This window comes from Mesorhizobium sp. STM 4661, assembly GCF_000359125.1.
Taxonomy (GTDB): Bacteria; Pseudomonadota; Alphaproteobacteria; order Rhizobiales; family Rhizobiaceae; genus Mesorhizobium.
The window spans coordinates 44,078-67,969 of record NZ_CAAF010000063.1 but is presented as its reverse complement, the minus strand read 5'-3'; the positions used below and the strand labels follow the sequence as shown (position 1 = coordinate 67,969).

Below are 23,892 nucleotides of genomic sequence, written 5' to 3'. Positions count from 1 at the left end.
TCTGCTTGCCTGCTCATGAAAATATCTTTTCAAATTGGCCCGCCTGTGCATTATTTGTCAATCATCCAACCATCGCCAGGACAAAACAGGGGAACAGGGACAATGAAAACAATGTCGATGAGAAGCCATTTCAGGCACATCCTGCTCGGAACCGCGCTTGGCGTGATGCTGAGCGCCGCGCCAGCGCTGGCCGATGTGGTGAAGATCGGCCTGCTGGCGCCGCTGACCGGCCCCGCGGCAGCCGACGGCCAGGAATTCCAGCGCGGCGCGCAGATGGCCATCGACGAAGCAAACAGCGCGGGCGGCATCGACGGGGATACGTTCGAGCTGGTCGTGGGCGACGTGAAGGACCAGTCGGCGGCGAACGTCACCAGCGCGGTCGAGCGCCTGCTCGGCGACCAGGACGTGCATTTCATGCTGACCGGCTATGCCAGTCTGACCAATTTCGAGATTGACAATATGGCCGAGGCGGAGATGCCCTATATGCTCGCCGCCACGTCGCAGCAGACCAAGGACATCATCGCGCCCGATCCGGAAAAATACGCCTGCTGCTGGTCGCTGACCCCGTCCTTCGATGCCTACAACACCGATGTCACCAGTTTTGTCGAGAAGCTGGCGGCTGAAGGCAAGATCGCGCTGCCGACCAAGAAGGTCGCGATCATCTCGTCCGACAATGCCTATTCGAAGACCATCTCGGAAGGCATGAAGAAGACCTTCAAGGAGAAGGGCTGGACCATCACCGTCGACGAACTCGTGCCCTTCGGCGAAGTGACCGACTGGCGTTCGATCCTGGCCAAGGTGCGCGAGGACGTGCCGGACGTGGTCATCAACACCGACTATCTGCCCGGCAATTCGGCCTCGTTCCTCAACCAGTTCCTGGAGCAGCCGACCAAGAGCCTGGTGTTCCTGCAGTATGCGCCGAGCGTGCCCGAATTCGTCGAACTGACGAAGGAAAAGTCGAACGGCGTCATCTATGACTTGCTCGGCGGCGCGCTGACCACGCCGAAGAACCCGCGCGCCGACGAAGTGGCCGGCAAGTTCCAGGCCAAATACGGCGTCGAGAGCGGCACTTACGGCGTCGCCCTCTACGAGATGGTCAATGTCTACTTCGACGCCGTGAAGAAGGCCGGCGATCCGAAGGACCATGCCGCGATCATGAAGGCGCTGTCCGAGACCGACAAGCAGGTCGCCGAGGGCCGGCTGAAATTCGATCCGGCGACGCATCTTGCCCTGCAGGGCGACGACTACATCCCGATCACCTTCTTCCAGATCTGGGACGGCAAGCGCACCCTGATCTCGCCCGCCAAATACGCGACCGGCGAGTTCCAGCCGCAGCCCTGGATGAAATAGCGGCATGCCGCTGCTTGAAGTCGAGGGCGTATCGAAGGCGTTCGGTTCCCTCAAGGCGGTCGACGACGTTTCGTTCGCCGTCGAGGCCGGGGAGATCTTCGGCATCGCGGGGCCGAACGGCAGCGGCAAGAGCACGTTGTTCAATGTCATCACCGGAATACCGTTCGGCCCCGACAAGGGCCGGATACGGTTCGATGGGGCGGAGATCCAGGCGAGGTCCGGCAATGCCATTGCACGGCTCGGCCTTGCGCGGACCTTCCAGCGCGAGACCAGTTTCGACGGGCTGACCGTGTTCGAAAACGCGCTGATCGGCGCAAGCTACGGCAAGCCCGGGCGAGGGGCGGCCGAGGCACGGAGCCGCGCCGCCGAAGTGCTGGAGTTCGTCGGTCTTTCGAGCCCGGCCTTCGGGCGCCTCGCCGGTGAATTGTCGGTGTTCGACCGCAAGTGCCTGATGCTCGCAACGGCCATCGCCACGGAACCGCGCATGCTGCTGCTCGACGAGCCGGCATCGAGCCTGACCAAGCCGGAGATCGAAACCTCGATCGGATTGATCAGACGAACGGCCGAACGCGGCATCACCGTGGTGCTGATCGAACATGTGCTGACCTTCCTGATGAGCCTGTCGCAGCATCTTCTGGTGCTGAACCAGGGCCGCGTGCTGGCCGCTGGCGAGCCAAAAAGCGTGATCGCCGACCAACGCGTTGTGGAAGCCTATCTCGGCACCAGGAGATCGGCGGCGTGAGCGAAAGCCCGATCCTGAGCGTCGAGGCGGTCACTGCCGGCTATGGCCGCGTGACCGTCCTGCACGACATAACGCTGGAAGCCGGCCGGTTCGGCAATGTCGGACTGTTCGGCCCGAACGGCCACGGCAAGACGACGCTGCTCAGGACCATTTCCGGCCTGGTCGCGCCGAAATCCGGTCACGTCGTCTTCGACGGCAAGGACATTACCGGTTTGAGTGCGCGCGCCATCGTCGCCACCGGCCTCATTCATGTGCCGCAAGGCAACAAGCTGTTTCCGGATCTGACGATCGGCGACTGCATGGCGCTTGGCGCCTATTCACCGCGGGCGCGGCCGCATGAGAGCGAGAACCGCGAAAAGGTGGTGAAGCTGTTCCCCAAGCTCGCCGAGCGCTGGCGGCAAAGGGTGCGCACGCTTTCCGGCGGCGAGCGCCAGATGGTGTCGATCGGCACGGCGCTGATGAGCCATCCGCGCCTGCTGATCCTCGACGAGCCGACCCTTGGGCTGGCGCCGAAGATCAAGGACGAACTCTGCGCCGCCGTCATGGACATCTCCAGGGGCGGCGTGCCGCTCGTCGTCGTCGAGCAGGACATCGAGTTCCTGCTCGAACTCAGCCGGCAGCTCTTCCTTGTCGATCACGGGGTGGTCAAGACCGAGATCCGGCCAGGCGAGAGCATCGAGCACAGCGAAATCATGGCCATGTATTTCGGACATTGAGGACGGACAGGGATGAGTGTGTTTTCGGACATCTTCTTCGGCGGTCTCTTCCAGGGCTCGCTCTATGCCATGATGGCGGTGGGGCTGGCGCTGGTCTGGACGACGATCGGTGTGTTCAATTTCAGCCATGGCGTGTTCATGATGCTGGGCGCCTATTTCGCATGGCAGCTCGTCGCCTTCGGCCTGCCGGTGGTGATCGCCTTCCCGCTCGCCGTCATCGTCATGGCGGGCGCGGGCTGGATCCTGCAGGCCTCGGTGGTGCGGCCGCTGATCGGTCGTCCGAACATCGTGCTGGTCGTCGTCATCACAACGCTGGCGGCGGGCTCGCTGATCGAAAACGGCGCACTGACGGTCTGGGGCCCGCGCTCCAAGCAGCTGCCCAGCCTGATCGAGGGCAACACCACCATCGCCGGTGTCGGCGTGTCGCTGCACCAGATCGCCATCATCGTCATCACGCCGCTCGTACTGGCGGCCCTATGGTCGTTCCTCAACCGCACGCGGCTCGGCCTGGCGCTGAGGGCGGTGGCGCAGAACGAGGATGCGAGCCAACTTGTCGGCCTCAATGTCACGGCGCTCTACGGCCTTGCCTTCGCCATTGCCGCGTCGCTGGCGGGGCTCGCCGGGATCTTCATGGGCGGCTACCGCTTCATGAACCCGTCGATGGGCGCCGATCCGCTGCTCAAGGCGCTGATCGTGGTGGTTTTCGGCGGCATTTCAAGCATTTCAGGGCCGATCTTCGCTGCCTACCTGATCGGGTTCTTCGAGGCGGCGAGCAACTACTATTTCGGCCTCTACTGGACACCGGCGCTGCTTTTCCTCGTGCTCATTGCAACGCTCATGGTGCGCCCGGAGGGTATTTTCGCCAGCCGTTCGAGGGGGCTCGCATGACGCTCCTCGACATTGCCATCCCGTCCGCTCCCGGCCGTGTCACCTGGAACCGCGAGGCGATCGGCTTCGTCGCGGGCTTCCTGTTGCTTGCCCTGCTGCCACTCGTTTTAGGCGACAGCTACAGCCGGCATGTGCTGATCATGATCTTCATCTACGCCATCGTCGCCTCGAACTGGGATCTCAGCCTCGGCTATGGCGGTGTCTTCAATTTCGGCCACCTCGCGCTGTTCGGCATCGGCGTCTATGTCTACAGCCTCTTGGCCAAGGTGGCAGGGATCGATCCGTGGATCGCACTTCTGGCCAGCGGCGTGACATCGACGCTGGCGGCCGTGCTGGTGACCATTCCGATCCTGCGGCTGAAGGGCATCTATATCATCCTGGTCACCTTCGGCTTCGCGCAGCTTGTCATGCAGGTCATCATCAGCCAATCGGACCTGACGGGCGGCACGCAAGGTCTCGTGCGGGTGCCCGGTCTCTATCTCTTCGACCACAACATGATCCGCGACGGCAAGCTCGCCTATTTCTACATCGCGCTGGCGCTGCTGGTGGCGAGTACGCTGTTCCTGCGCCTGTTCGTGCGTTCGCGCGCCGGGGCCAGCATCGTGGCGCTCCGCGACAATGAGGAATATGCCATCAGCCGCGGTGTCTCGCTGGTCAGGCAGCGTATGGTGACGCTGGCGGCAAGCGCCTTCTTCACCGGGATTGCCGGCGCTTTCTATGCCGCCTACCAGCGCAACGCTTCGATCGACGTGTTCGGCATGAGCCTGGCGACCATCATCCTGTCGATGGTGCTGCTGGGTGGGACGAGCACGATCTACGGCGCCATCATCGCATCCTTCGTGCTGACCGTCTTTTCCGAGGCGATGGCCGATTTCGGCGCGTGGCGGCCGATGATCACGGCGCTGCTCATCATCGTCATCATGCTGGTCTATCCGAGCGGCCTGGTCGGCATGATCCGCGCCGCCTGGGCATTGGTGACCGAGCGGATCAAGCGCCCGGCCTGATGACAGCCGAAATCAGCGGACGCCGCACCAGTCGATGACGGAAGCGGCGATGACCTTGGCGGTCTCCACCACCGAGTCGACCTCGACATATTCGTCGGCGCCGTGGAAGCCGTCGCCGGACGGGCCGAAGATGACGCCGTCGACGCCGGCGCCGGCATAGTGCGCGGCATCGCAGACGGCGACGAAGCCCTTTACTTGCGGTGTCTTGCCGATACGAGCCTTGTTGGCGACGAGCGACTGGACCAGCGGATGGTCCGGCGAGGTGTTCATCGGCGGAAAGTAAAGACCGCCGAGCTCCCACTGGATGGTCGGCGGATTGTCGCGCAGCCAGGCGTCGGCGGCGGCGAAATGATGCACGAAAGTCTCGAAATCACGGCGATAATCGGCTGAGTTCTCGTCAGGCAGGAATTTCATGTCCAGATCGAGAACCGCCACGTCCGGGATGATCGCCGGATTGGTCATCACCGTCGGCAGGCCGTTCTCGCCAAGTCCGGTGCCGCCATGCATCACCCCGATGTTGATCGTGTTCATGCCGATCGGCAGCAGCGGATGCGATCTGGCCCGCGTGCGGTCGAGCTCGTACTGGCGCACGGCCGTTATGAAACGAGCGGCCAGCTCGATAGCATTGACGCCGGGCTCCAGCCGGTCCTTGCCATGGCGCTGCGGATAGATTTCATTGTAGCGCAGCGCCGAATGCGCGTTGCGGCCGCGGATCGTCACCCGCGCCCATTCGAGCCCGCCCTCGACCGGCAGGACGTCGCCCCAGGTCGGTTCGGCGACCAGCACCGCCTTGGCGAGCTTGCCCCTGGCGACCGCGTCCATGGCGCCGAAGCCGCCGGCTTCCTCGTCGACCACCGTATGGATCGCCAGCCGGCCCTGGAGCGTGATGCCGGCCTTGCGGATGGCATGCGCGGCCGCGATGCAGGGCGGCGACGCCGCCCTTCATGTCGACCGCGCCGCGGCCGTAAAGACGCCCGTTGGTGATATTGGCGCCGAACGGATCGGCCGACCAGTTCTTCATTTCACCGACCGGCACGACGTCGACATGGCCGCACAGGATCAGGCTGCGCTCCTCATCGCCCGCCCATTCGCCGGCGAGATTGGGCCGCCCCGGCAAGGCGTCCCATTGTTCGGTCGAAAAGCCGTCCGCCTTCAGGATCGGCTCCAGCAGCGCCTGCACATCGGCCTCGCGGTTCAGACCCTGCCGGGTTTCGAATTTGGGGTTTACGGAGGGAATCCGCACCATGTCGCTGGTCAGCCCGATCACCCAGTCGCGATCCTTGTCGATCTCGGCTTGCGCGGCGGCGACGGCCGCATCCCTGTCCTGCATTTCGGTGTCCTTTCGTGCCTCGGCGGCGTTTGTGATTGTCTCTTGGTGTTGCGGGTGGCCCGGCAAATCAGCCGCTCATGCTGCGCCGATCATGTCGGCCCCGGCTATGTCGATTTGGGTTTGCCCCTCACGAATGGTGCCGCCCACTTTGCCGGATCGCCAGCGGCGGCGCTCTTGGGGCCGGCGCCGATGAAATCCGAAGCGTCGAGCGTCACGCCATTGGCGCGGCGGATTTTTTCGATGTCCTCGATGCGTTTGCGCACCGTCAGGCCTTCACTCTCCAGCGCATGGGCGAACACGGTTTCCATCTGGACGACAGCCGTCGCCAGTGTGTCGAAGGGCGAATTGGCTTCTATTGCGGCGATCAACGTCAGGTCGGCCTGTTCGGAAATGGGCGAGAGCCACGGATCGGTGAAGAGCAGGATGCCCATGCCGCGCTCGCGTGCCTGGCGGGCGAAGTTGACCACGTCCGACTGGTAGCGGCGATAGTCGAACACGACGAGCAGGTCGCGCTTGCCGAGATCGATCAAGAGGTCGAAATCCGTCGGCGCCAGCGAGCCGATGTCGTGCACACCGGGACGGAACTGCACGAGATAGCCGGCGAGCATCGAGGCGATGTGGCGGCTGAAGCGTCCGCCGAGCAGCACGACCTGGCCCTTGCAGTCGAGCACCATCCTGGCGGCGCGGCCATAGCTTTGGGAAGCCACCGCCGTGCGCGTCCGCTCAAGGCTGTCTGAAACCGAATGAAAATAGTCGTTGACCATGCCTTCGCTCGAATTGGCGGGGCGCTTGGCCTCCATCATCAGCAACGGGGAGTGCAGCCGGGATTCGATTTCGGCCAGAAGCTTGCTCTGGAAGGCGCCGAAGCCGCCATAGCCAAGCTTGACCATGAGGCGCATGACCGTCGGATCGCTGACGCCCGCTGCTTTTGCCAGGCGCGTGGCGGTTCCGAGGCCGGACATCGGATAGTCGGCAAGAAGAACCTGCACGATCTTGGCTTCGGCGGATGTGAGGACCAGGGTGGTATGCGCCAACTCTTCGCGGATCGACACCGGACCTCTCCCTTTCCGCTTCAGTCGATGATAGAGAAATTACAAATTCTGTTCCTGATGTCAATTTTTGGAAGGGTTTCTACAAAGATCGAGAGCCCGGACTCCCTCTGTCCCGCCCAGGTGGTGTGTCGAGGCCACCCTGTGCGAGCGCAGCCCGAATCGGCTATGGCTCCGGCATGCAGGAGACGTCTCTTTACAGCCCGGTGAAGCGGTTTCTCGAGAGCCTGGAATTCACTGTCAAAGGCGAAGTCGGCGGCTGCGATGTCGTTGGATTGCGCGACGGCGAGCCGCCCGTGCTTGTCATTTGCGAACTGAAACTGCAATTCAACCTCGAGCTCGTGCTTCAAGGCATCGATCGCGCCGCGGCGTGCGATGAGGTCTGGCTCGCCGCGCGCATGTCAAGTCGGGGCAAGGGCCGCGAGCACGATCGCCGGTTCCGCGCACTCTGCCGCCGGCTCGGTTTCGGCCTTCTGGCGGTCGGCTCCTCCGGCAATGTCGAACTGCTGCTCAGTCCGGCCGCTCCGCCGCCGCGGCGAGATCCCAGGCGAAGATCGCGCCTGATGGATGAGCACCGGCGCCGGCGTGGCGACCCTGTGGTCGGCGGCGGCTCCCGCACACCGATCATGACGGCCTACCGGCAGGATGCGCTGGCCTGCGCCGCGGCGATGGTGGACGGTCCCAAGCGCCCGCGCGACCTGAAAGCCATTTCGCCTCGCGCCGCCAACATCCTGCTTCACAATGTCTATGGATGGTTCACCAGGGCCGAGCGCGGCGTCTATGCGCTTACCGAAATTGGCTATGCGGCCTTGCAGCGCTGGCCGCAGCCGGCGCCATGACGAGGCGGTTTGCCACTTGCCGTCGAAGGATTGTTGGAGGAAGCGAAACGTGACAGCCTCTTCCAGATGAGAAGACCGCTCCGACGACAGCGGCCGGACAACCGATCAAGTGGTGACCGCTATGGAATCCCGGCGAAAATGAAGGCGATCTCCGCCACCGCGCTCCTGCTCTGCAGCCTCATGACTGGCTGCGCATCGCCTTTGCGCGCCTCCGTCGATGCCGCGAAATACGACACGATGAGTTGCGTCGAACTCAACGTGGCAATGGGCACCGTCGCCAGCGAGATATCACAGACGGCGATCGCCCGGGGCAAGGTCGCTCATGCAAATATCCCGACCTGGCTATGGGGCGGCCAGCGCGTCGCTTCCACCATCGCTGCTCGCGAAAGCGCGAAGATCGAGCGGCTGCGGCGGCAGCAGGCTGCGATTGCAGCAGCCAGAAGCAGGAAATGTTGATTCCGCCGACGCGCGGCGTTTGGCCAAGGCAGTTAACAGGCGCATAATCCAAGATCCGAGGATCCACCCATTGTAAAACTTTTCTGCTCGTAAGCGCGCGGTCAAGTTCGGCGTGATGACGACCTGCGTTTTTTCGGGAGCAGGAAACCATCCTTTAGCAACTCCAAGGCGTCGAGTGCCTCCTCATCCTGCAAATTGGTCAGGGGTACTTCGTCCACGAAGACGACCTTTTCGTCGTCTATGTCGTAGACTTCCCAAAGCCCGTCCTTGACCCTTCGGATGGCGTGCCGGCGTTCCATGAGCGGAAGCTAATTGAGTCTCGCAAACGACGGGTAGAGAAAAATCGAATGAGCTAATATTAGCAGTGGAAAACTTAAGAGCGCTCTCACGCACGGTGATTGGTCTTGAAGGTATTCTTGGGAGATGGACGGCCCAGCGGCTTGGTAGAGTACTGGCAGCGGTAGGCCGCTGGGCCTGACCAGCGGCCATGGGGGAGGCTCGCGCCGGCTGCTGAATACATGCGCTCAAGCCGGTTGGAGCGAAACATGCGAATGAATTATGACAGCACCTGAATTCTTCAGCACGGCGCGTTTCTCGCTCTGGGCCCACCAATGTGATGGATCGCAATTTCGCGCGCTTCGCTGCTCCAAAATGGTCCGAGTTTTGGGTTGGCCACATTATCCTGTTGCACTTTCGTCAATCACCGCCACGAAACGGTTACAAGGAAGGGTGATGCTGCTTTGTCTTAATAAGGAGGTAACCATGAACTTGACGTATAAAGCGGTTCAGGACGTGCTCCGAAAAGCAGGCATTGTCATGAGCAAGAAAGGGGAGGTCCACCGCATAAACTTCTTCAGCGGTCTGGAGGACACCGCCTACTACACGACAGATCTTCAGGATGTCCTGGACAAGGGCTTGGCGATGTCGAAAGGAAGGCCGCGATCAAGCGGCTTTGCCAGGTCGGCCGAAGAGCGGCGGATGGCGACGAGGGCACATTTGGCAAATCTGCCCCAGTTGGTGCGCCTTGTAGTGAATCGCGAAGGCGGGATCGCCGACTGATCCCGAGGCTCACGCTGAGGTCAGAGAGAATTATGTGCGTCTAAGGCGAGCGCTGTGTCTTTGGGAATCGGAGGCACGATTACGACAACGAAAGTTCGCCGCCGTCGTAAAGTTGCCAAAGATGCAGTGGTTTCGGCTAGCTATCTGGTACGCCCAAGGGGAATCGAACCCCTGTTACCGCCGTGAAAGGGCGGTGTCCTGACCGCTAGACGATGGGCGCGCTCAGATGAGAGCGGTTTATAGTTGCGTTGTTTGAAACCGGCAACCCGTCTGCCGCCGCCTGCGACAACTTTTTTCGGGCGGCCGCAAACCGCGTCTTTCCGGCGCATTGGTCCCGTTCGGCGCAAACGCGCGACGCTGCCAGCCAGCGCGTCCGGCGGATTTCCCTTGCGTAGGAGAACTAGTTGGCGCGCCGGCGGCAGCGCCAGTTCCAGTCGCGCTCCGGGCCGACGTCGACGTGAACGGATTCAGTATGGCAGTAGGTGCCGATGCCGCCGCGGCCGGGCATGGTGCGGATATAGCTCGCCAGTTCCCACTTCGAGACGCCCGGAACCTGGATGTCGGTTGCGGCGCAGTACATGTGCAGCGAATTCTTGGCGCCGTTGGCGCGGCGGTTGCGGGCCGGGTCGCGATAACCTGAGGTGACGATCATCTTCTTGCCGTAGTGACCCTCGATCGTCTTCATCACGCGGACCAGCGACGGCTTCAGGCAAGCGACGTCGACGCTCTCGTTCTGCTTGAGGAGGCCGTTGGGCGCCAGCCGGGCAAGACCGGCGGCGGACGCCACCTGATAGGAGCCGCCCGAACCTTCGTCCTCGTTGAGATCGACGTCGCTCTCGTCGTCGAGGCCGGATTTGCGCTTGATCTCGAACAACGCCGTCTGACGCACGCCAGGCAATGCGTCGCTGGTGTAATTGCTGGTATCGGTCGAAGCCAGTTGCACCGGCTTTTCGGCCGGAGTGGCCGAGGCCAGCGTCACGGCCGCCTTTGCCGGCGTCGGCGTGGCGGCCTTGGGCTGCGCGGTGGCGGCCTGCGCGACAGCGGGTTGCTCGCCTGACCTGGCGCTGATCTGCGGAGCCGGTGCGGCAGAGGCGGGCGTGGCGCTGAAGAATGAGGCAAGGAAGCTTTTCTTCGGCGCTTGCGGCTGCGGCTCGCCGGCGGTCACATAGACCGGATTGTTCATGACCGAAGCGGCACCTTCCGGCTTCGGCGCGGCGGCGGCCGCATCGGCCGTTTGTGTCTTCTGCGCCGCGGCGTCAGCCTGTTCAGCCGTCTGCCCGGATTGCTCCAGTGGTTGCGGCGTGTGGCCTGCAATCGTCTCGGCGCCTGTGGGAACGGCAACCGGGAAACCGGCGTCGGGCTTGGTCCCCGGCCTGGCTACCGGCACATAGGCGACTTGTTCGGGAAGGGTCGCGTCGCCCTCGGCCGTCATCGTTATTTGTGAAGTCGCCACCTGCGACGACGAATCGACAGCGGCGACCGGGTTGGCGCCAGAGGCGGTGCTGATATCGGCTGATGTGGCGTTGTAGCCCGGCATGCCAACGGCCAAAGTGGGGTCACCCGCGGAGGTGCAGGACGCCAGAAGCACGGAAAAAAGCGCTGCCACAATAGCGCGGCTTTCTCCCTTCGCGAGGCGCGATCCTACTGATTCCAAAACAAAATTCCCCCTCGATGTCCGACCGGTACGTCATTGGCGCGGCGTCTGGAAGTCGCGCCGAAATAATCATTGTCCCCGAACCGGAAACGAGACCTGTGTCAAATCCGCAAGCCTCAAAGTAATTCGACGGCTAGAGCTGAATCGAGGCCGCTTGAGGGTTGACGACACCATTTCGCCCTCTTTTGGCGGCGCGTCAACTCACCACACGTTACAGAAGGTTACACGCGCACCCTGACATAGGTGCCGGGAGCATCGCCCAAGGTTTTCATATGTTTGCCGGGTTTGCGGGCGGGAACTCTGGTGTTGTCCCTGGCCTCGATCCAGCGTTGCCAGTGCGGCCACCAAGAGCCGGGATGGTCGGTGGCCTTGGCGACCCACTGGTCGAAGTCACCCATCGGTGTGCCGCCCGTCCAGTAGTGATACTTCTGCGCCGCCGGCGGGTTGACGACGCCGGCGATGTGGCCGGAGCCGGCCATGACATACTCGACCTCGCCGCCGAAATATTTCGAGCCGAGGAACACCGAAAGCGCCGGCGCGATATGGTCTTCCTTCGAGGCGAGGTTGTAGACCGGGATGGTGATGTCACCGAGCGAAATCATGCGGCCGGCCAGCTCCATCATGCCTTGCGACAGATTGTTCTCGAGATAGCAGTTGCGCAGGTAGAAGGAATGGTTGGCGGCGCCCATGCGGGTCGAATCGGCGTTCCAGTAGAGCAGGTCGAAGGGCAGGGGATCCTTGCCGCGCATATAGTTGTTGACGACATAGGGCCAGATCAGGTCGCCCGAGCGCAGCATGTTGAAGGCAGTCGCCATCTTGGTGCCGTCGAGATAGCCCTTTTCGCTCATCGACTTCTCGACGGCCGCGACCTGCTCCTCGTCGACGAACACTTTCAGGTCGCCGGCATGGGTGAAGTCGACCTGCGTGGTGAAGAAGGTGACCGATTTGATGCGGTCGTCGCCTTCCTGCGCCATCAATGCGAGCGCCGCCGCCAAAAGCGTGCCGCCGACGCAATAGCCGATGGCGTTGACTTGCTTCTCGCCGGTAGCCTTCTCGACCGTGTCGAGGCCGTATTGCAGGCCCTCCCGGATATAGGCCTCCCAGCTCTTGGTGCCGTGCCGCTCATCCGGGTTGATCCAGGAGATAACGAAAACGGTATGGCCCTGCTCCACCGCCCAGCGGATGAAGGATTTTTGCGGGTTGAGATCGAGGATGTAGAACTTGTTGATCCATGGCGGGCAGATCAAAAGCGGCCGCTTGAGCACGGTCTCGGTCACCGGGTCGTATTGCAGGATCTCGGCGACATCGCTGCGGCCCACCACCTTGCCAGGCGTCGTGGCGAGGTTCTTGCCGATCTCGAAGGGCGAGTAGTCGGCCTGCCTCAGTTTCAGGTCGCCCTTGCCGGCGGCGATGTCCTCGGCCAGCATCTTCATGCCGCGCACCAGGTTTTCACCATTCGAGGCGATGGTCTCGCGAAACAGTTCCGGGTTGGTCAGGATGAAATTCGACGGCGAGATGGCGTTGGATACCTGCTTGACATAGAAGCTGGCCTTGTGGCGGGTGTGCTGGTCCAGGCCATCGGCGTGATCGACCAGTTCGGCCGCCCAGCGCGAGGTGACGAGATAGGCCTGCTTCAAAAAATCGAAGAAAGCGTTGCGGCCCCATTCGGGGTCCTGGAAACGCTTGTCGCCACGCTCGGGCTTGACCGCGTCGTCGGCATCCTGGCCGTCGGCGCTGATGCGCTGGATGGCATTGGCCCAGACGGTCATGTAGCCGGAAAACAGCCGCGTCTGCGCTTCGAGCGCCCGCTGCGGGTCGGAAAGCCAGTATTCGCTGAGCTTGGAGAAGGTTTTCACCATGTCGACGACCGGCTCGGCGACATGATCGCGCACATCGCCTTTTTCGCGCGGCTCAGCCCAGGCGGAGGCCGCCTTGCCGGCCTGCTCGATCATGCGCGCCATGTTCAAGGCGAAGCGTTCCGGGTCCTTCACCAGATATTGCTCAACGGTCGAAGGCTGATCATCTTCCGCTTTGCCCGAATCGGGTGTTTTGGACATGGTGCGCGGGGTTCCTCCCGAAGCGTTTTCTTGACATATTATCATGGGACATCCGACAGGGTCCAACGCGCTCTACCCCGGATGCCAAGGAAACAATATGACAATTAATATTGGCAAAACTGTTTTTTCCGGCACTGGTCGTTTTTGCCGCATCGGCGCGGCGGTCGTCTTGCTGGCGATCGCCGGCTGTTCGAGCACCAACATCGAGGGTGCCACGCCCGTTGCTACCGCCGATGGGCCGAAGGACACCGGCACCTATCCGAACCTCAACGTTCCACCGCAGGTGGCGGCGGAGCAATTCACCGACGCGGAAAAGAATGCCAAGCTCGCCCAGTTGAAGGCTGACGAGCAGGGGCAGGGCTCGAAGGGTGGCGCGGTCAAGGTGACCAACCCGGCGACGCTGAACGCGCTGGCAAAGCAGCACGGGCCCGATACGCTGAAGCAGATCGGAGCCAAATGCGACCCCGCTCTCGACCCTGACTGCAAATAAGCCTATATCGCGCGACCGAAAACCATCTTTGCCAATTGTCTGGAACCGCCATGGAAGAATTTCACAAGGTCCGCCGGCTTCCGCCTTATGTTTTCGAGCAGGTCAACCGGCTGAAGGCCAGTGCCCGCTCGCGCGGCGCCGACATCATCGACCTGGGCATGGGCAATCCGGACCTGCCGACGCCCAAGGCGATCGTCGACAAATTGTGCGAGGTCGTGCGCGATCCGCGCACGCATCGCTATTCGTCGTCGCGCGGCATTCCTGGCCTGCGCCGCGCCCAGGCCAATTACTATGCCCGCCGTTTCGGCGTGAAGCTCGACGCGGACACGCAAGTGGTGGCGACGCTGGGCTCGAAGGAAGGCTTCGCCAACATGGCGCAGGCGATCACCGCTCCAGGCGACGTGATCCTGTGCCCCAATCCGACCTATCCGATCCATGCTTTCGGCTTCATCATGTCGGGCGGCGTCATCCGCTCGCTGCAGGTCGAGCCGGATGACGGCTTCATTCCGGCGCTCGAGCGCGGCATCCGCCACTCGATCCCGAAGCCGCTGGCGCTGATCCTCAACTATCCGTCGAACCCGACGGCGCTGGTCGCCTCGCTCGATTTCTACAGGGATGTGGTGGCCTTCGCCAGGAAGAACGACATCATCATCCTGTCGGACCTTGCCTATTCGGAAATCTACTTCGACGGCAATCCGCCGCCCTCGGTGCTGCAGGTGCCGGGCGCGATCGACGTAGCGGTCGAGTTCACCTCGATGTCGAAGACCTTCTCCATGCCCGGCTGGCGTATGGGATTCGCGGTCGGCAACGAGCGGCTGATCTCGGCGCTGACGCGTGTAAAATCCTATCTCGACTACGGCGCGTTCACGCCGATCCAGGTGGCGGCCGCACACGCGCTGAACGGCGACGGCGCCGACATCGCCGAGGTGCGCGACATCTACCACAAGCGCCGCGACGTCATGGTCGACGCCTTCAGCCGCGCCGGCTGGATCATTCCGGCACCAGCGGCGTCGATGTTCGCCTGGGCGCCGATACCCGAACCGTTCCGCCACCTCGGCTCGCTCGAATTCTCCAAGCTTCTGATCGAACACGCCGATGTGGCGGTGGCGCCGGGCGTCGGCTTCGGCGAGCATGGCGACGATCATGTGCGCATCGCGCTGGTCGAGAACGAGCACCGGATCCGGCAGGCGGCGCGCAACATCAAGCGCTTCCTGGCGTCCAGCGCCAAGCAGCCCAACAATGTGGTGCCGCTCGCCGCGCATCGCTGAGTTTGCCTGATATCACATCGATCAAGTTCTTGAGGGGCGTCGCCGGACATGGCTGAAGCGTTGCGTGTTGGAATTGCCGGTCTTGGCACCGTCGGCGCCTCGGTGGCGCGCGTGCTGCACGACAAGGCGGCGGAACTGACGCGGCAATGCGGACGCGACATCGTCGTGTCGGCTGTTTCGGCTCGCGATCCAAAGCGCGACCGCGGCGTCGATCTCGGCGCGGCCAAATGGTTCGACGACGCTGTAAAGATGGCGCAGACCGCCGACATCGACGTCTTCGTCGAGCTGATCGGCGGCGACGAAGGCGCCGCGCGATCGTCGGTTAAAGCGGCGCTCGAGGCCGGCCGCCATGTGGTGACCGCCAACAAGGCGCTGCTCGCCAGGCACGGCGTGCAGCTTGCCGAGATCGCCGAGAAGAAGGGCGTGCTGCTCAACTACGAGGCGGCGGTGGCCGGCGGCATTCCGGTCATCAAGACGATGCGCGAGGCGATGGCCGGCAATTCGATCACGCGCGTCTTCGGCATCCTCAACGGCACCTGCAACTATATCCTGACCCGCATGGAGGCCGAGGGGCTGTCCTTCGACGCTTGCCTGAAGGATGCGCAACGGTTGGGTTATGCCGAGGCCGATCCCACCTTCGACATCGAAGGCCAAGACACCGCGCACAAACTGTCGATCCTGACCAGCCTTGCCTTCGGCACGAGGATCGCCGCCAACGACATCTACATGGAAGGCATCTCCAACATCAGCCAGGCCGACATCCGCGCCGCCAGCGATCTCGGCTACCGGATAAAACTGCTCGGCGTCGCCCAGCGCACGGAAAGCGGCATCGAACAGCGCGTGCATCCGACCATGGTGCCGACGGCCTCGGTCATCGCGCAGGTGCATGGCGTCACCAATGCGGTGGCCATCGAAACCGATATTCTGGGTGAACTGCTGCTCTCCGGTCCGGGCGCCGGCGGCAACGCCACCGCTTCGGCTGTCATCGGCGACATTGCCGACATCGCCAAGAGCCGGCCCGGTTTCCAGCACGGTCCGGTTTTCGGCCGGCCGACGAAGGAGCTCAAGCCCTACAAGAAGGCGCAGATGCGCAGCCATGCCGGCGGCTATTTCATCCGGCTGACAGTGCATGACCGGATCGGCGTCTTCGCCGCAATCGCCAAGCGCATGGCCGACAACGAGATTTCGCTGGAATCGATCGTGCAGCACGCCGCCGGGCCGGAAACCGCCGTCGAGAAGACGGTCATCCTCGTCACCCACGAGACGACCGAGGCGGCGGTGCGCAAGGCCGTCGACGGCATCACCAAGGACGGCCATCTCACCGACAAGCCGCAAGTGATCCGTATCGAGCGGGCGGGTTAATCCATCCGGACGTTGCGGCTGCGGTCGCGGTCGGAACGAATTTCAGCTCGCGCCGTTCTCCTCAGGTCTCCAACCCTGAGGAAATGCACAATGGCCGAAGCATCGAAGCCCGACAGCTCCAGCATCGACGACATCCAAAAGTCGCTCGAAAAACAGATCGCCGACCTGCGCAAGGAGGTCGCCAAGATCAACAAGAGCATCTCGGAACGCGGCGCCGAATTGGTCGCCGATGCCGAGGAACAGGCGTTCGGAATGTATGACAGCGCCGCGGCCCGCGCGACGCGCACCGCGCAGCAATTGCGCACCCAAGCCCAGGCGGTATCGGAAGTGGCGCGGGAGAACCCCGGCACGACGACGGCAGTGGTCGGGGTGATCGGCTTGCTTGGCTTTCTGGCGGGAATGGCTGTCGGGCAAGCCATGAACGACACGCCGAGGCGATGGTATTGATCCAATTTTGGGAAAGGCCGGCTTCGCCGGTTTCGTTCCGCATGTCTTTTTCAGGAGGGCGTCATGGCTTTATCCATGCTGATAAGCATTCTGATCACGTTCCTGGTGATCATCCTTGTTCTCTATCTGGTTCAGCGTCTTCCGCTTGACGCCAGGATGCGACAGATCGCCCAGATCATCGTCATCATCATCGGCATTATTTCGCTGCTGAAATACCTCGCGGTGTTCTAAGGCGCGACGGCGGGGCGGCCGACGCGGGGCTCGAGGCTCCGCGCAGCGGCAACTCTATTTCATCCACTGAAACACGTCCGGCTCGGCGCAGCCGGGTGTGTATCGTCATGCCTTCAATCGATTGATATCCTTGCCTTTTCGAGAAATCCTCGAACAGGTCTTGTCCTTGTCATGCTCGTTTGACAAAACGGATGCGCCTCTGGCGGGAGGCGTGTCAACGAGGATTTTCCACCGATGAATGTGGCCCAGAACATTGTCGCCGGCCTTGACCGGATACTCACCATGGAACTGGTACGCGTCACCGAACGCGCCGCGGTCGCGGCCGCCAGATTGCGTGGGCGAGGCGACGAAAAGGCCGCCGACCAGGTCGCGGTCGATGCGATGCGCCAGGAACTCAACCGTCTCGCCATCAAGGGCACGGTGGTGATCGGCGAGGGCGAGCGCGACGAGGCGCCGATGCTCTATATCGGCGAGGAGGTCGGCACCGGCAAAGGTCCGGCGGTCGATATCGCGCTTGATCCGCTGGAAGGCACGACGATCTGCGCCAAGAACCTGCCCAATGCGCTGGCCGTCATCGCGATCGCCGAAAAGGGTAGCCTGCTGTTCGCGCCCGATGTCTACATGGACAAGATCGCCATCGGCCCGGGCTTCGCTGACGGCGTCGTCGATATCGACGCCTCGCCGGCCGAAAACATCGCCAGCCTGGCCAAGGCCAAGGGTGTGCCGGTATCGGAGATCACCGCTTGCATCCTCGACCGGCCGCGCCATGGCAAGTTGATCGAGGCGGTGCGCGCCACGGGCGCCGCGATCCGGCTGATCGGCGACGGCGACGTCGCCGGCGTCATCCACACCACCGACCCGGACGAGACCGGCATCGATATCTATCTCGGTACCGGCGGGGCGCCAGAAGGTGTGCTGGCGGCGGCGGCGTTGCGTTGCACCGGTGGCCAGATGCAGGGAAGGCTGATCCTCGACACACCGGAAAAAGTGGCGCGCGCGGCAAAGATGGGCATCTCCGATCCCAAGCGCGTCTATCGCACGCAGGACATGGCGCGCGGCGACGTGCTGTTTGCGGCGACCGGCGTGACCGATGGCAACATGCTGGCCGGCGTCAAGTTTGGCCGCAATTCCATCACCACGCATACGATCGTGCTGCGCTCGTCATCACGCACCGTGCGCGAGATCAAGGCGCGCCACCAGGATCTGGAAAAGTTTTGATTTCGCCAGATTTAGCCGTCGCATATTGTGAGAAATGACAATTTGCAGACGGCGCGTCGCGTGACGGGCGAAAGACGTATTTTCCTCGATGTCAGGCAGTCGGCCACCGGTGTCTCCTGGGAGCACCGGTTGACCGAACGGCAGGACATGACCGCGCTCGCCATCGCGCAAGGCCATGGCGTGCCGGACATTGTCGCGCGGGTCCTTGCCGGGCGCGGCGTGAGTGCCGAGCAGACCGAACGGTTCCTCGATCCGACCATCCGCGACCTTTTGCCGGACCCGGCCTCGCTGACCGACATGGACAAGGCCGCCGCCCGCATCGCCGGCGCCGTCATGGCCAGGGAAAAGGTGGCGATCTTCGGCGACTACGATGTCGACGGCGCGGCCTCGTCGGCGCTGCTCAAGCGGTTCCTCGCGCATTTTTCGGTGCCGTCGGAGATCTACATACCGGACCGTATCTTCGAAGGTTACGGTCCCAATCCGGAAGCCATGCGCGAACTCGTGTCGCGCGGCGCAACGCTGATCGTCACCGTCGATTGCGGCACCAACAGCGCCGTTTCCATCGATGCGGCGAGGCAAGCCGGCGCCGATGTCGTGGTGCTCGACCACCATCAGGTCGGTGGACCGTTGCCGGCGGCAAATGCGGTCGTCAATCCCAATCGCGAGGACGACCTTTCGGGGCAAGGTCACCTTTGCGCCGCCGGTGTCGTTTTCCTCTGCCTGGTGCAGACGGCGAGGATCCTGCGCGGCCTGTTGCCGGACGCCGCGCCGCCGGACCTGCTTGCCCTGCTCGATCTCGTGGCGCTGGCCACTGTTTGCGATGTGGTGCCGCTCACCGGGGTCAACCGCGCTTTCGTGGTCAAGGGGCTGCGGATGGCGCGCCAGCAGCGCAACGAGGGGCTGGCCGCACTCGCGCGGGTCTCGCGCATCGGCGAGCCGGTCAGCACCTTCCATCTGGCCTATCTGATCGGTCCGCGCATCAACGCCGGCGGGCGCATCGGCGATGCAGCGCTTGGCAGCCGTCTGCTGGCGACAGACGATCCGGTCGAGGCCGGCGCCATCGCCGAGACGCTCGACCGGCTCAACCAGGAGCGGCAGTTGATGGAGCAGGAGATGCTGGCGGCGGCACGCGTTGAGGCAGATGCCGAGCTTGCCGGCGGCAATGGTCCGGCCATCGTCGTCACCGCCAGTTCCAATTGGCATCCGGGCATCGTCGGCCTGCTCGCCTCGCGGCTCAAGGACCATGCGCGCCGGCCAGCCTTCGCCATTGCCTTCAACGCCAATGGCGTCGGTACGGGTTCGGGCCGCTCCGTGTCCGGCTTCGACCTGGGACGGCTGGTGCGCGAGGCGGCCGATGCCGGGCTGATCGTCAAGGGCGGCGGTCATGGCATGGCCGCCGGCATCACCGTTGAGCGGGCGAAACTCGGCGTGCTCAGGGCGTTCTTCGAGGAACGCGCGGCGGCGGACGTGTTCCGGCTGCAGGGCGAGGAAAGCCTGGCCATCGACGGTGCGCTATCGGCCGAGGGCGCGACGCTCGACCTGCTCGACGCGCTGGAGAAGGCGGGTCCATTCGGGGCGGGGCATGTCGCGCCGGTCTTCGCGCTGCCGCGCCATCGGCTGGTCGATGCACGGGCGGTCGGCACCAATCACATCCGCGCCGAACTGCAGTCGGAAAGCGGCGGCCGCATCCAGGCGATCGCCTTTCGCGCCGTCGATACCGCACTCGGCGAATTCCTGTTCAAGAACAGGGGCAAGACGGTGCATGTCGCCGGCTCGCTGTCGGGCAATCATTGGAACGGCAATCGCACGGTGCAGTTCCGCATCATGGATGCAGCGCGTGCCTGAGGATGTATCGAGTTCAGGTCAGGCGAGGACGGTCTGCAGCCTGGTCAATTCGCCGATCTGGGCCATCGTCGCCTGATAGCCGATGCGGATCGCCTCGTCGGCGCGGTGGAATTCGGTCAGGCCGATATGGCTGAGCTTCGGCTGCAGCGACATGTCAGGCGGATCCCCGGCAAGCCGCGCGCGCGAAATGCGGTCCTGGATGATGTTGAAGGCTTCGACCATGACGCCGGTGATGCCGAGCCGTGACTGGTACCCGGTGTCGACCTGGCCGGCTCTCGGCGCATCCTTCTCGATGACCAGTTCGCCGGCGCTGTGCTTGATGACGGCGGCGCGGCCGAACAGATCGTAGTGAAGGTTGACCGCGACCACCAGCGGCTGCTCATAGGCACGGCATACCGAAACCGGCACCGGATTGACCAGTGCGCCATCGACCAGAACGCGACCGTTGCAATTGACCGGTTCGAACACGCCGGGCAAGGCGTAAGAGGCGCGCATTGCAGTGGTCAGCGAACCGCTCGACAGCCAGATTTCATGGCCGGTGCGGATCTCCGAGGTGACGCAGACGAACGGCTTTGGCAGATCCTCGAAACGAACCCCGGCAATGTGCTCACGCAGCCTTGCGTCGAGCTTCATGCCACCGAACAGCCCGCTGCCGCGCAGATTGAGGTCGAGAAGACCAAAGATGCGCCGCCTGGTCAGGCTTCTGGCGAATTCTTCCAACTCGTCCAGCTTGCCGGCAAGATAACAGCCGCCGACCAGCGCGCCGATCGACGTGCCGGCGATCATCGACACTTCGATGCTGGCCTCATCGAGCGCGCGCAGCACGCCGATATGGGCCCAGCCGCGGGCGCAGCCACCGCCCAATGCCAGTGAGATGCCGGTTCTCTTGGCAGGCTGCGTTTCGGATGCGCCGCCGGACGAGGAGGGGCCGTTGGCCTCCCTGACATCCGGTCTGTTGCGCAATGACGCCCATTCGAGCATCACAATCTCCCTTGTCCCACAGCTAAGATAGAGGCGGGCCGTATCGAAATCATGAATATACGTGACGGCAAGTCGGCGAATGGTTCATATGGATGGTTCATTTGGGCTTTCGATACGTTTTTTGCGCATCGAACAGCGACTTGCTGCCGTCGCCGGCAAGCGTCCCCTTGCCGTCGATCAGCCCCACCGTCCGGTAAAAGCAGGAACGCCGGCCGGTGTGACAGGTTGCGTCGTGGCCCAACACTTTCACGCGCAGCCACAATGCGTCCTGGTCGCAGTCGGTGCGGATCTCGACGACATTCTGCACATTGCCGGAGGTTTCGCCCTTCTTCCACAGCGCCTTGCGCGAGCGCGACCAGTAATGGGCGATGCCGGTTTCAAGCGTCAGCGCCAGCGCCTCGGCGTTCATGTGCGCGACCATCAGCAGCATGCCGTCTTCGGCATCGGTGACGACGACGGTGACGAGGCCATTGGCGTCGAAGCGCGGCGAAAAGACCGCGCCTTCCTCCAGTGCCTGCTTGTCCGATGGAGCTTTCGGGAATTCCAGTGCCGACATCGCCGGTCTTTCTTGTTTGACCATGATCTTTTCCGAAAACCGGTTTCCACTTTTCGGGATCATGGTCTGGCGAAGCCCGGTCAGGCTCCGCCGCCGCGCACCATGGTGACGAAACGGACCTGCTCTTCGGGCGTGTCCTTGAAGATGCCGGTGAAGGTCGAGGTCAGCGTGGTGGAACCCTGCTTGCGGATGCCGCGCATGGCCATGCACATGTGCTCGGCCTCGAGCATGACGGCAACGCCGCGCGGATTGAGCACGTCCTGGATGACGCCGGCGATCTGCGCGGTCATCGCCTCCTGCGTCTGCAGGCGGTGCGCGAAGATGTCGACGACGCGCGCGATCTTGGACAGGCCGACAACCTTGCCGTCCGGCAGATAGCCGACATGCGCCTTGCCGATGATCGGCACCATGTGGTGTTCGCAATGCGAGTGGAAGGTGATGTCCTTGACGATGACGAGGTCGTCATAGCCGGCGACTTCCTCGAAGGTGCGGCCGAGTTCCTCGGCCGGGCACATGTCATAGCCATTGAACATTTCGCGGAACGCCTTGGTGACACGCTTCGGTGTGTCGATCAGGCCCTCGCGGTCCGGGTTGTCGCCGGTCCAGCGCAAAAGCGTGTGCACCGCAGCCTCGACCTCGGCTTCGCTCGGCCGGTCGGTAACCGGCTTTTCCATATAGGCGGACTGGGGCATGAGCTTCTTGATGACGGCATCCATTAAAGGCGTCTCCCGTAGTTCCTCTCTCAGGAGGAACGAGTTGAACGGACCACGACCTTTCGTGCTTGGAAAATCGCCCGGTTTCCAGCCCGCAAGCGGCGTGAACTGATTTGAGCAAAGACATGGCCATTGGTTGCCTTGTCGATGCCCGACTGCCAGCATTATATATGGTCGTGCCGAGCGAATGAAAGACACATCAGCGGCAATCGCTGTTCGCTTGGCGGCGACGGATTGGAAAAAAATGATCGACGACGTCTACAATGCGAAAATTCTGGGTTTTGCCGGAAACATCGCGCGGATCGGCCGGCTCGAACATCCCGATGCGACGGCGCGAGCGCATTCCAAACTGTGCGGCTCGACGGTGACCGTCGATCTGAAGATGGATGACGGCATGGTCACCGATTTCGCGCATGACGTGAAAGCCTGTGCGCTCGGCCAGGCGTCGTCCTCGATCATGGCCGAGCATGTCGTCGGCGCCAGCGCGGACGAATTGCGCAGCGTTCGCGAGACAATGCTGAAGATGCTGAAGGAAAACGGCGCGCCGCCGCAAGGCCGTTTCGCCGACCTCAGATATCTGGAACCCGTGCGCGACTACAAGGCGCGCCACGCCTCGACCATGCTGACCTTCGATGCCGTCGTCGACGCCATTGGCCAGATCGAGAAGAAGCGGGCGGAACAGGCCGCTTGAATCTATCCATCCAGGGCGCGCCGGCTTTCGGCAAATTCGGCCCGGATCCAGTCGGCAAAAGCCTTGGCTGGCTCGGAAAGGTCATCCAGGTTTCTGGCGACGAGCCAGTAGGCGCCGGATGCGACATCGATGTCGAACGGCTTGATCAGCGCGCCGGACGCTATTTCCTCGCCGATCTGCAAAAGATCACCCAGCGCCACGCCGTGTCCGAGCAAGGCTGCCTGTTTCGAAAGCGAAGCATCCGCCAGCATTGGGCCGCGCGCGGGCACAGTGTCGGCGGGCACGCCAGCCGCTTCGAACCAGCGCGCCCAGCCCTGACGGTTTTCTTCGTGCAGCAAGGTATAGTGACCAAGGTCGACCGGGTTTTTCAGCGGAGGCCCGGAAGCAAGAAGCACCGGCGACAGAACCGGTGAATCGACCATCGAGGCAAGCCGTTCGGCCTCGCTGCGTGGCCACGAGGTGGCGTGCGCGCTGAAGCGCAAGGCAAGTTCGGGCTGGTCGCTGCGGAATTCGATCAACCTCGGGTCAACCTCGAGGGAAATGTCGATATCGGGTCGCAGCTCGCGAAATCGATTGAGCCGCGGCACCAACCATACGGAGGCAAGCGACGGCTCGACGCTGACACGAACCACAGACTGCGCCGGGACCGAGGCCAATTCTGACAGTAGCCTGTCGATGTCGTCGAAACTTCTAACCAGTTGATCGAGCAGCCGCCGGCCGGTGTCGGTCAGTTCGACGCGGCGATGATGGCGGAAGAACAAAGGCTGGCGCAGGAAGGTTTCGAGTTCGCGGATCTGGCGGCTGATCGCCGCCTGCGAAACGAAAAGTTCTTCGGCGGCGCGGCTGAAGCTCAGGTGCCGGCCGGCTGCCTCGAAACTTCTCAAGGCCGTCAGTGGAAGCCGTCCGCGTTTCATTCGCATAACCCAGAGTTATCCGAGGCGGAAAT

At 63.0% G+C, this 23,892-nt stretch carries 24 protein-coding genes and 1 tRNA gene; 16 read left to right on the top strand and 9 right to left on the bottom strand.

Annotated elements, in window-relative coordinates; genetic code table 11:
- Nucleotides 1-111 precede the first annotated feature (111 nt).
- The 5 genes from MESS4_RS20545 to MESS4_RS20525 are packed head-to-tail and all read left to right on the top strand — an operon-like array spanning nt 112 to nt 4,700.
- On the top strand, nt 112-1,350 hold the full coding sequence (locus tag MESS4_RS20545) for an ABC transporter substrate-binding protein (protein ID WP_006335098.1): 1,239 nt from the start codon (nt 112-114) through the stop codon (nt 1,348-1,350).
- 4 nt (nt 1,351-1,354) lie between these two features.
- Nucleotides 1,355-2,092, top strand: a complete 738-nt coding sequence (locus tag MESS4_RS20540) for an ABC transporter ATP-binding protein (protein ID WP_006335095.1) — start codon at nt 1,355-1,357, stop codon at nt 2,090-2,092.
- Entirely contained in the window at nt 2,089-2,808 is a 720-nt protein-coding gene (locus MESS4_RS20535) for an ABC transporter ATP-binding protein (RefSeq protein ID WP_006335094.1), read from the top strand. Before MESS4_RS20540 ends, MESS4_RS20535 begins: the two co-directional genes overlap by 4 nt.
- 12 nt (nt 2,809-2,820) lie before the next feature.
- Nucleotides 2,821-3,696: a branched-chain amino acid ABC transporter permease gene (locus MESS4_RS20530; RefSeq protein ID WP_006335092.1), complete on the top strand. Its 876-nt coding sequence runs from the start codon at nt 2,821-2,823 to the stop codon at nt 3,694-3,696.
- A complete protein-coding gene (locus MESS4_RS20525) occupies nt 3,693-4,700 on the top strand; it encodes a branched-chain amino acid ABC transporter permease (RefSeq protein ID WP_006335090.1) in 1,008 nt (335 codons plus the stop codon). The genes MESS4_RS20530 and MESS4_RS20525 overlap by 4 nt, the downstream gene beginning before the upstream one ends.
- A gap of 12 nt (nt 4,701-4,712) precedes the next feature.
- Here the strand turns inward: MESS4_RS20525 and MESS4_RS20520 are convergent, their stop codons facing one another.
- A complete protein-coding gene (locus MESS4_RS20520) occupies nt 4,713-5,564 on the bottom strand; it encodes a M20/M25/M40 family metallo-hydrolase (RefSeq protein WP_280110243.1) in 852 nt (283 codons plus the stop codon).
- A gap of 570 nt (nt 5,565-6,134) precedes the next feature.
- Entirely contained in the window at nt 6,135-7,082 is a 948-nt protein-coding gene (locus MESS4_RS20515) for a MurR/RpiR family transcriptional regulator (protein WP_006335084.1), read from the bottom strand.
- A gap of 176 nt (nt 7,083-7,258) precedes the next feature.
- Here MESS4_RS20515 and MESS4_RS20510 point away from each other — a divergent pair, with 176 nt between their 5' ends.
- From MESS4_RS20510 to MESS4_RS20495, 3 genes are all read left to right on the top strand, one after another.
- The gene (locus MESS4_RS20510) at nt 7,259-7,918 is read left to right on the top strand and encodes a DUF2161 family putative PD-(D/E)XK-type phosphodiesterase (protein WP_006335083.1); all 660 of its coding nucleotides are present in this window, start codon (nt 7,259-7,261) and stop codon (nt 7,916-7,918) included.
- A 138-nt stretch (nt 7,919-8,056) separates the two neighbouring features.
- Entirely contained in the window at nt 8,057-8,374 is a 318-nt protein-coding gene (locus MESS4_RS20505; protein ID WP_006335082.1) for a hypothetical protein, read from the top strand.
- A gap of 762 nt (nt 8,375-9,136) precedes the next feature.
- Nucleotides 9,137-9,433: a hypothetical protein gene (locus tag MESS4_RS20495; RefSeq protein WP_006335080.1), complete on the top strand. Its 297-nt coding sequence runs from the start codon at nt 9,137-9,139 to the stop codon at nt 9,431-9,433.
- Nucleotides 9,434-9,578: 145 nt separating this feature from the next.
- Here MESS4_RS20495 and MESS4_RS20490 read toward each other — a convergent pair.
- From MESS4_RS20490 to phaC, 3 genes are all read right to left on the bottom strand, one after another.
- Nucleotides 9,579-9,653: transfer RNA gene (locus MESS4_RS20490), tRNA-Glu, on the bottom strand.
- A gap of 180 nt (nt 9,654-9,833) precedes the next feature.
- Nucleotides 9,834-10,970, bottom strand: coding sequence for a YcbK family protein (locus MESS4_RS20485; RefSeq protein WP_244441175.1), 1,137 nt, complete (start codon nt 10,968-10,970; stop codon nt 9,834-9,836).
- A gap of 338 nt (nt 10,971-11,308) precedes the next feature.
- The gene (gene phaC, locus MESS4_RS20480) at nt 11,309-13,144 is read right to left on the bottom strand and encodes a class I poly(R)-hydroxyalkanoic acid synthase (RefSeq protein WP_006335073.1); all 1,836 of its coding nucleotides are present in this window, start codon (nt 13,142-13,144) and stop codon (nt 11,309-11,311) included.
- Between the two features lie 97 nt (nt 13,145-13,241).
- Here phaC and MESS4_RS20475 point away from each other — a divergent pair, with 97 nt between their 5' ends.
- From MESS4_RS20475 to recJ, 7 genes are all read left to right on the top strand, one after another.
- Nucleotides 13,242-13,634, top strand: coding sequence for a hypothetical protein (locus MESS4_RS20475; protein ID WP_006335072.1), 393 nt, complete (start codon nt 13,242-13,244; stop codon nt 13,632-13,634).
- Between the two features lie 50 nt (nt 13,635-13,684).
- Nucleotides 13,685-14,902: an LL-diaminopimelate aminotransferase gene (locus tag MESS4_RS20470; protein WP_006335071.1), complete on the top strand. Its 1,218-nt coding sequence runs from the start codon at nt 13,685-13,687 to the stop codon at nt 14,900-14,902.
- Between the two features lie 48 nt (nt 14,903-14,950).
- Entirely contained in the window at nt 14,951-16,264 is a 1,314-nt protein-coding gene (locus MESS4_RS20465) for a homoserine dehydrogenase (RefSeq protein WP_006335070.1), read from the top strand.
- Nucleotides 16,265-16,354: 90 nt separating this feature from the next.
- A complete protein-coding gene (locus tag MESS4_RS20460) occupies nt 16,355-16,711 on the top strand; it encodes a hypothetical protein (protein ID WP_006335069.1) in 357 nt (118 codons plus the stop codon).
- Nucleotides 16,712-16,774: 63 nt separating this feature from the next.
- Nucleotides 16,775-16,942 (top strand): Thivi_2564 family membrane protein, encoded by a 168-nt coding sequence (locus MESS4_RS32480; protein ID WP_006335067.1) that lies wholly within the window; start codon nt 16,775-16,777, stop codon nt 16,940-16,942.
- A 234-nt stretch (nt 16,943-17,176) separates the two neighbouring features.
- Nucleotides 17,177-18,160: a class II fructose-bisphosphatase gene (glpX, locus tag MESS4_RS20455; RefSeq protein WP_006335066.1), complete on the top strand. Its 984-nt coding sequence runs from the start codon at nt 17,177-17,179 to the stop codon at nt 18,158-18,160.
- A 60-nt stretch (nt 18,161-18,220) separates the two neighbouring features.
- The gene (gene recJ, locus MESS4_RS20450) at nt 18,221-20,005 is read left to right on the top strand and encodes a single-stranded-DNA-specific exonuclease RecJ (RefSeq protein ID WP_036241776.1); all 1,785 of its coding nucleotides are present in this window, start codon (nt 18,221-18,223) and stop codon (nt 20,003-20,005) included.
- Between the two features lie 18 nt (nt 20,006-20,023).
- Here the strand turns inward: recJ and MESS4_RS20445 are convergent, their stop codons facing one another.
- From MESS4_RS20445 to folE, 3 genes are all read right to left on the bottom strand, one after another.
- On the bottom strand, nt 20,024-20,986 hold the full coding sequence (locus MESS4_RS20445) for a patatin family protein (protein WP_006335064.1): 963 nt from the start codon (nt 20,984-20,986) through the stop codon (nt 20,024-20,026).
- 97 nt (nt 20,987-21,083) lie between these two features.
- Nucleotides 21,084-21,542 (bottom strand): phosphoribosyl-AMP cyclohydrolase, encoded by a 459-nt coding sequence (gene hisI / locus MESS4_RS20440; protein WP_036241774.1) that lies wholly within the window; start codon nt 21,540-21,542, stop codon nt 21,084-21,086.
- 80 nt (nt 21,543-21,622) lie between these two features.
- On the bottom strand, nt 21,623-22,258 hold the full coding sequence (gene folE, locus MESS4_RS20435; protein ID WP_006335060.1) for a GTP cyclohydrolase I FolE: 636 nt from the start codon (nt 22,256-22,258) through the stop codon (nt 21,623-21,625).
- 241 nt (nt 22,259-22,499) lie between these two features.
- Here folE and MESS4_RS20430 point away from each other — a divergent pair, with 241 nt between their 5' ends.
- Entirely contained in the window at nt 22,500-22,946 is a 447-nt protein-coding gene (locus MESS4_RS20430) for an iron-sulfur cluster assembly scaffold protein (RefSeq protein WP_006335059.1), read from the top strand.
- Nucleotides 22,947-22,948: 2 nt separating this feature from the next.
- On the opposite strand, the gene MESS4_RS20425 is transcribed toward MESS4_RS20430, so the two are convergent.
- Complete coding sequence (locus MESS4_RS20425; protein ID WP_006335058.1) at nt 22,949-23,860, bottom strand: LysR substrate-binding domain-containing protein; 912 nt, start codon at nt 23,858-23,860, stop codon at nt 22,949-22,951.
- Nucleotides 23,861-23,892: the final 32 nt, after the last annotated feature.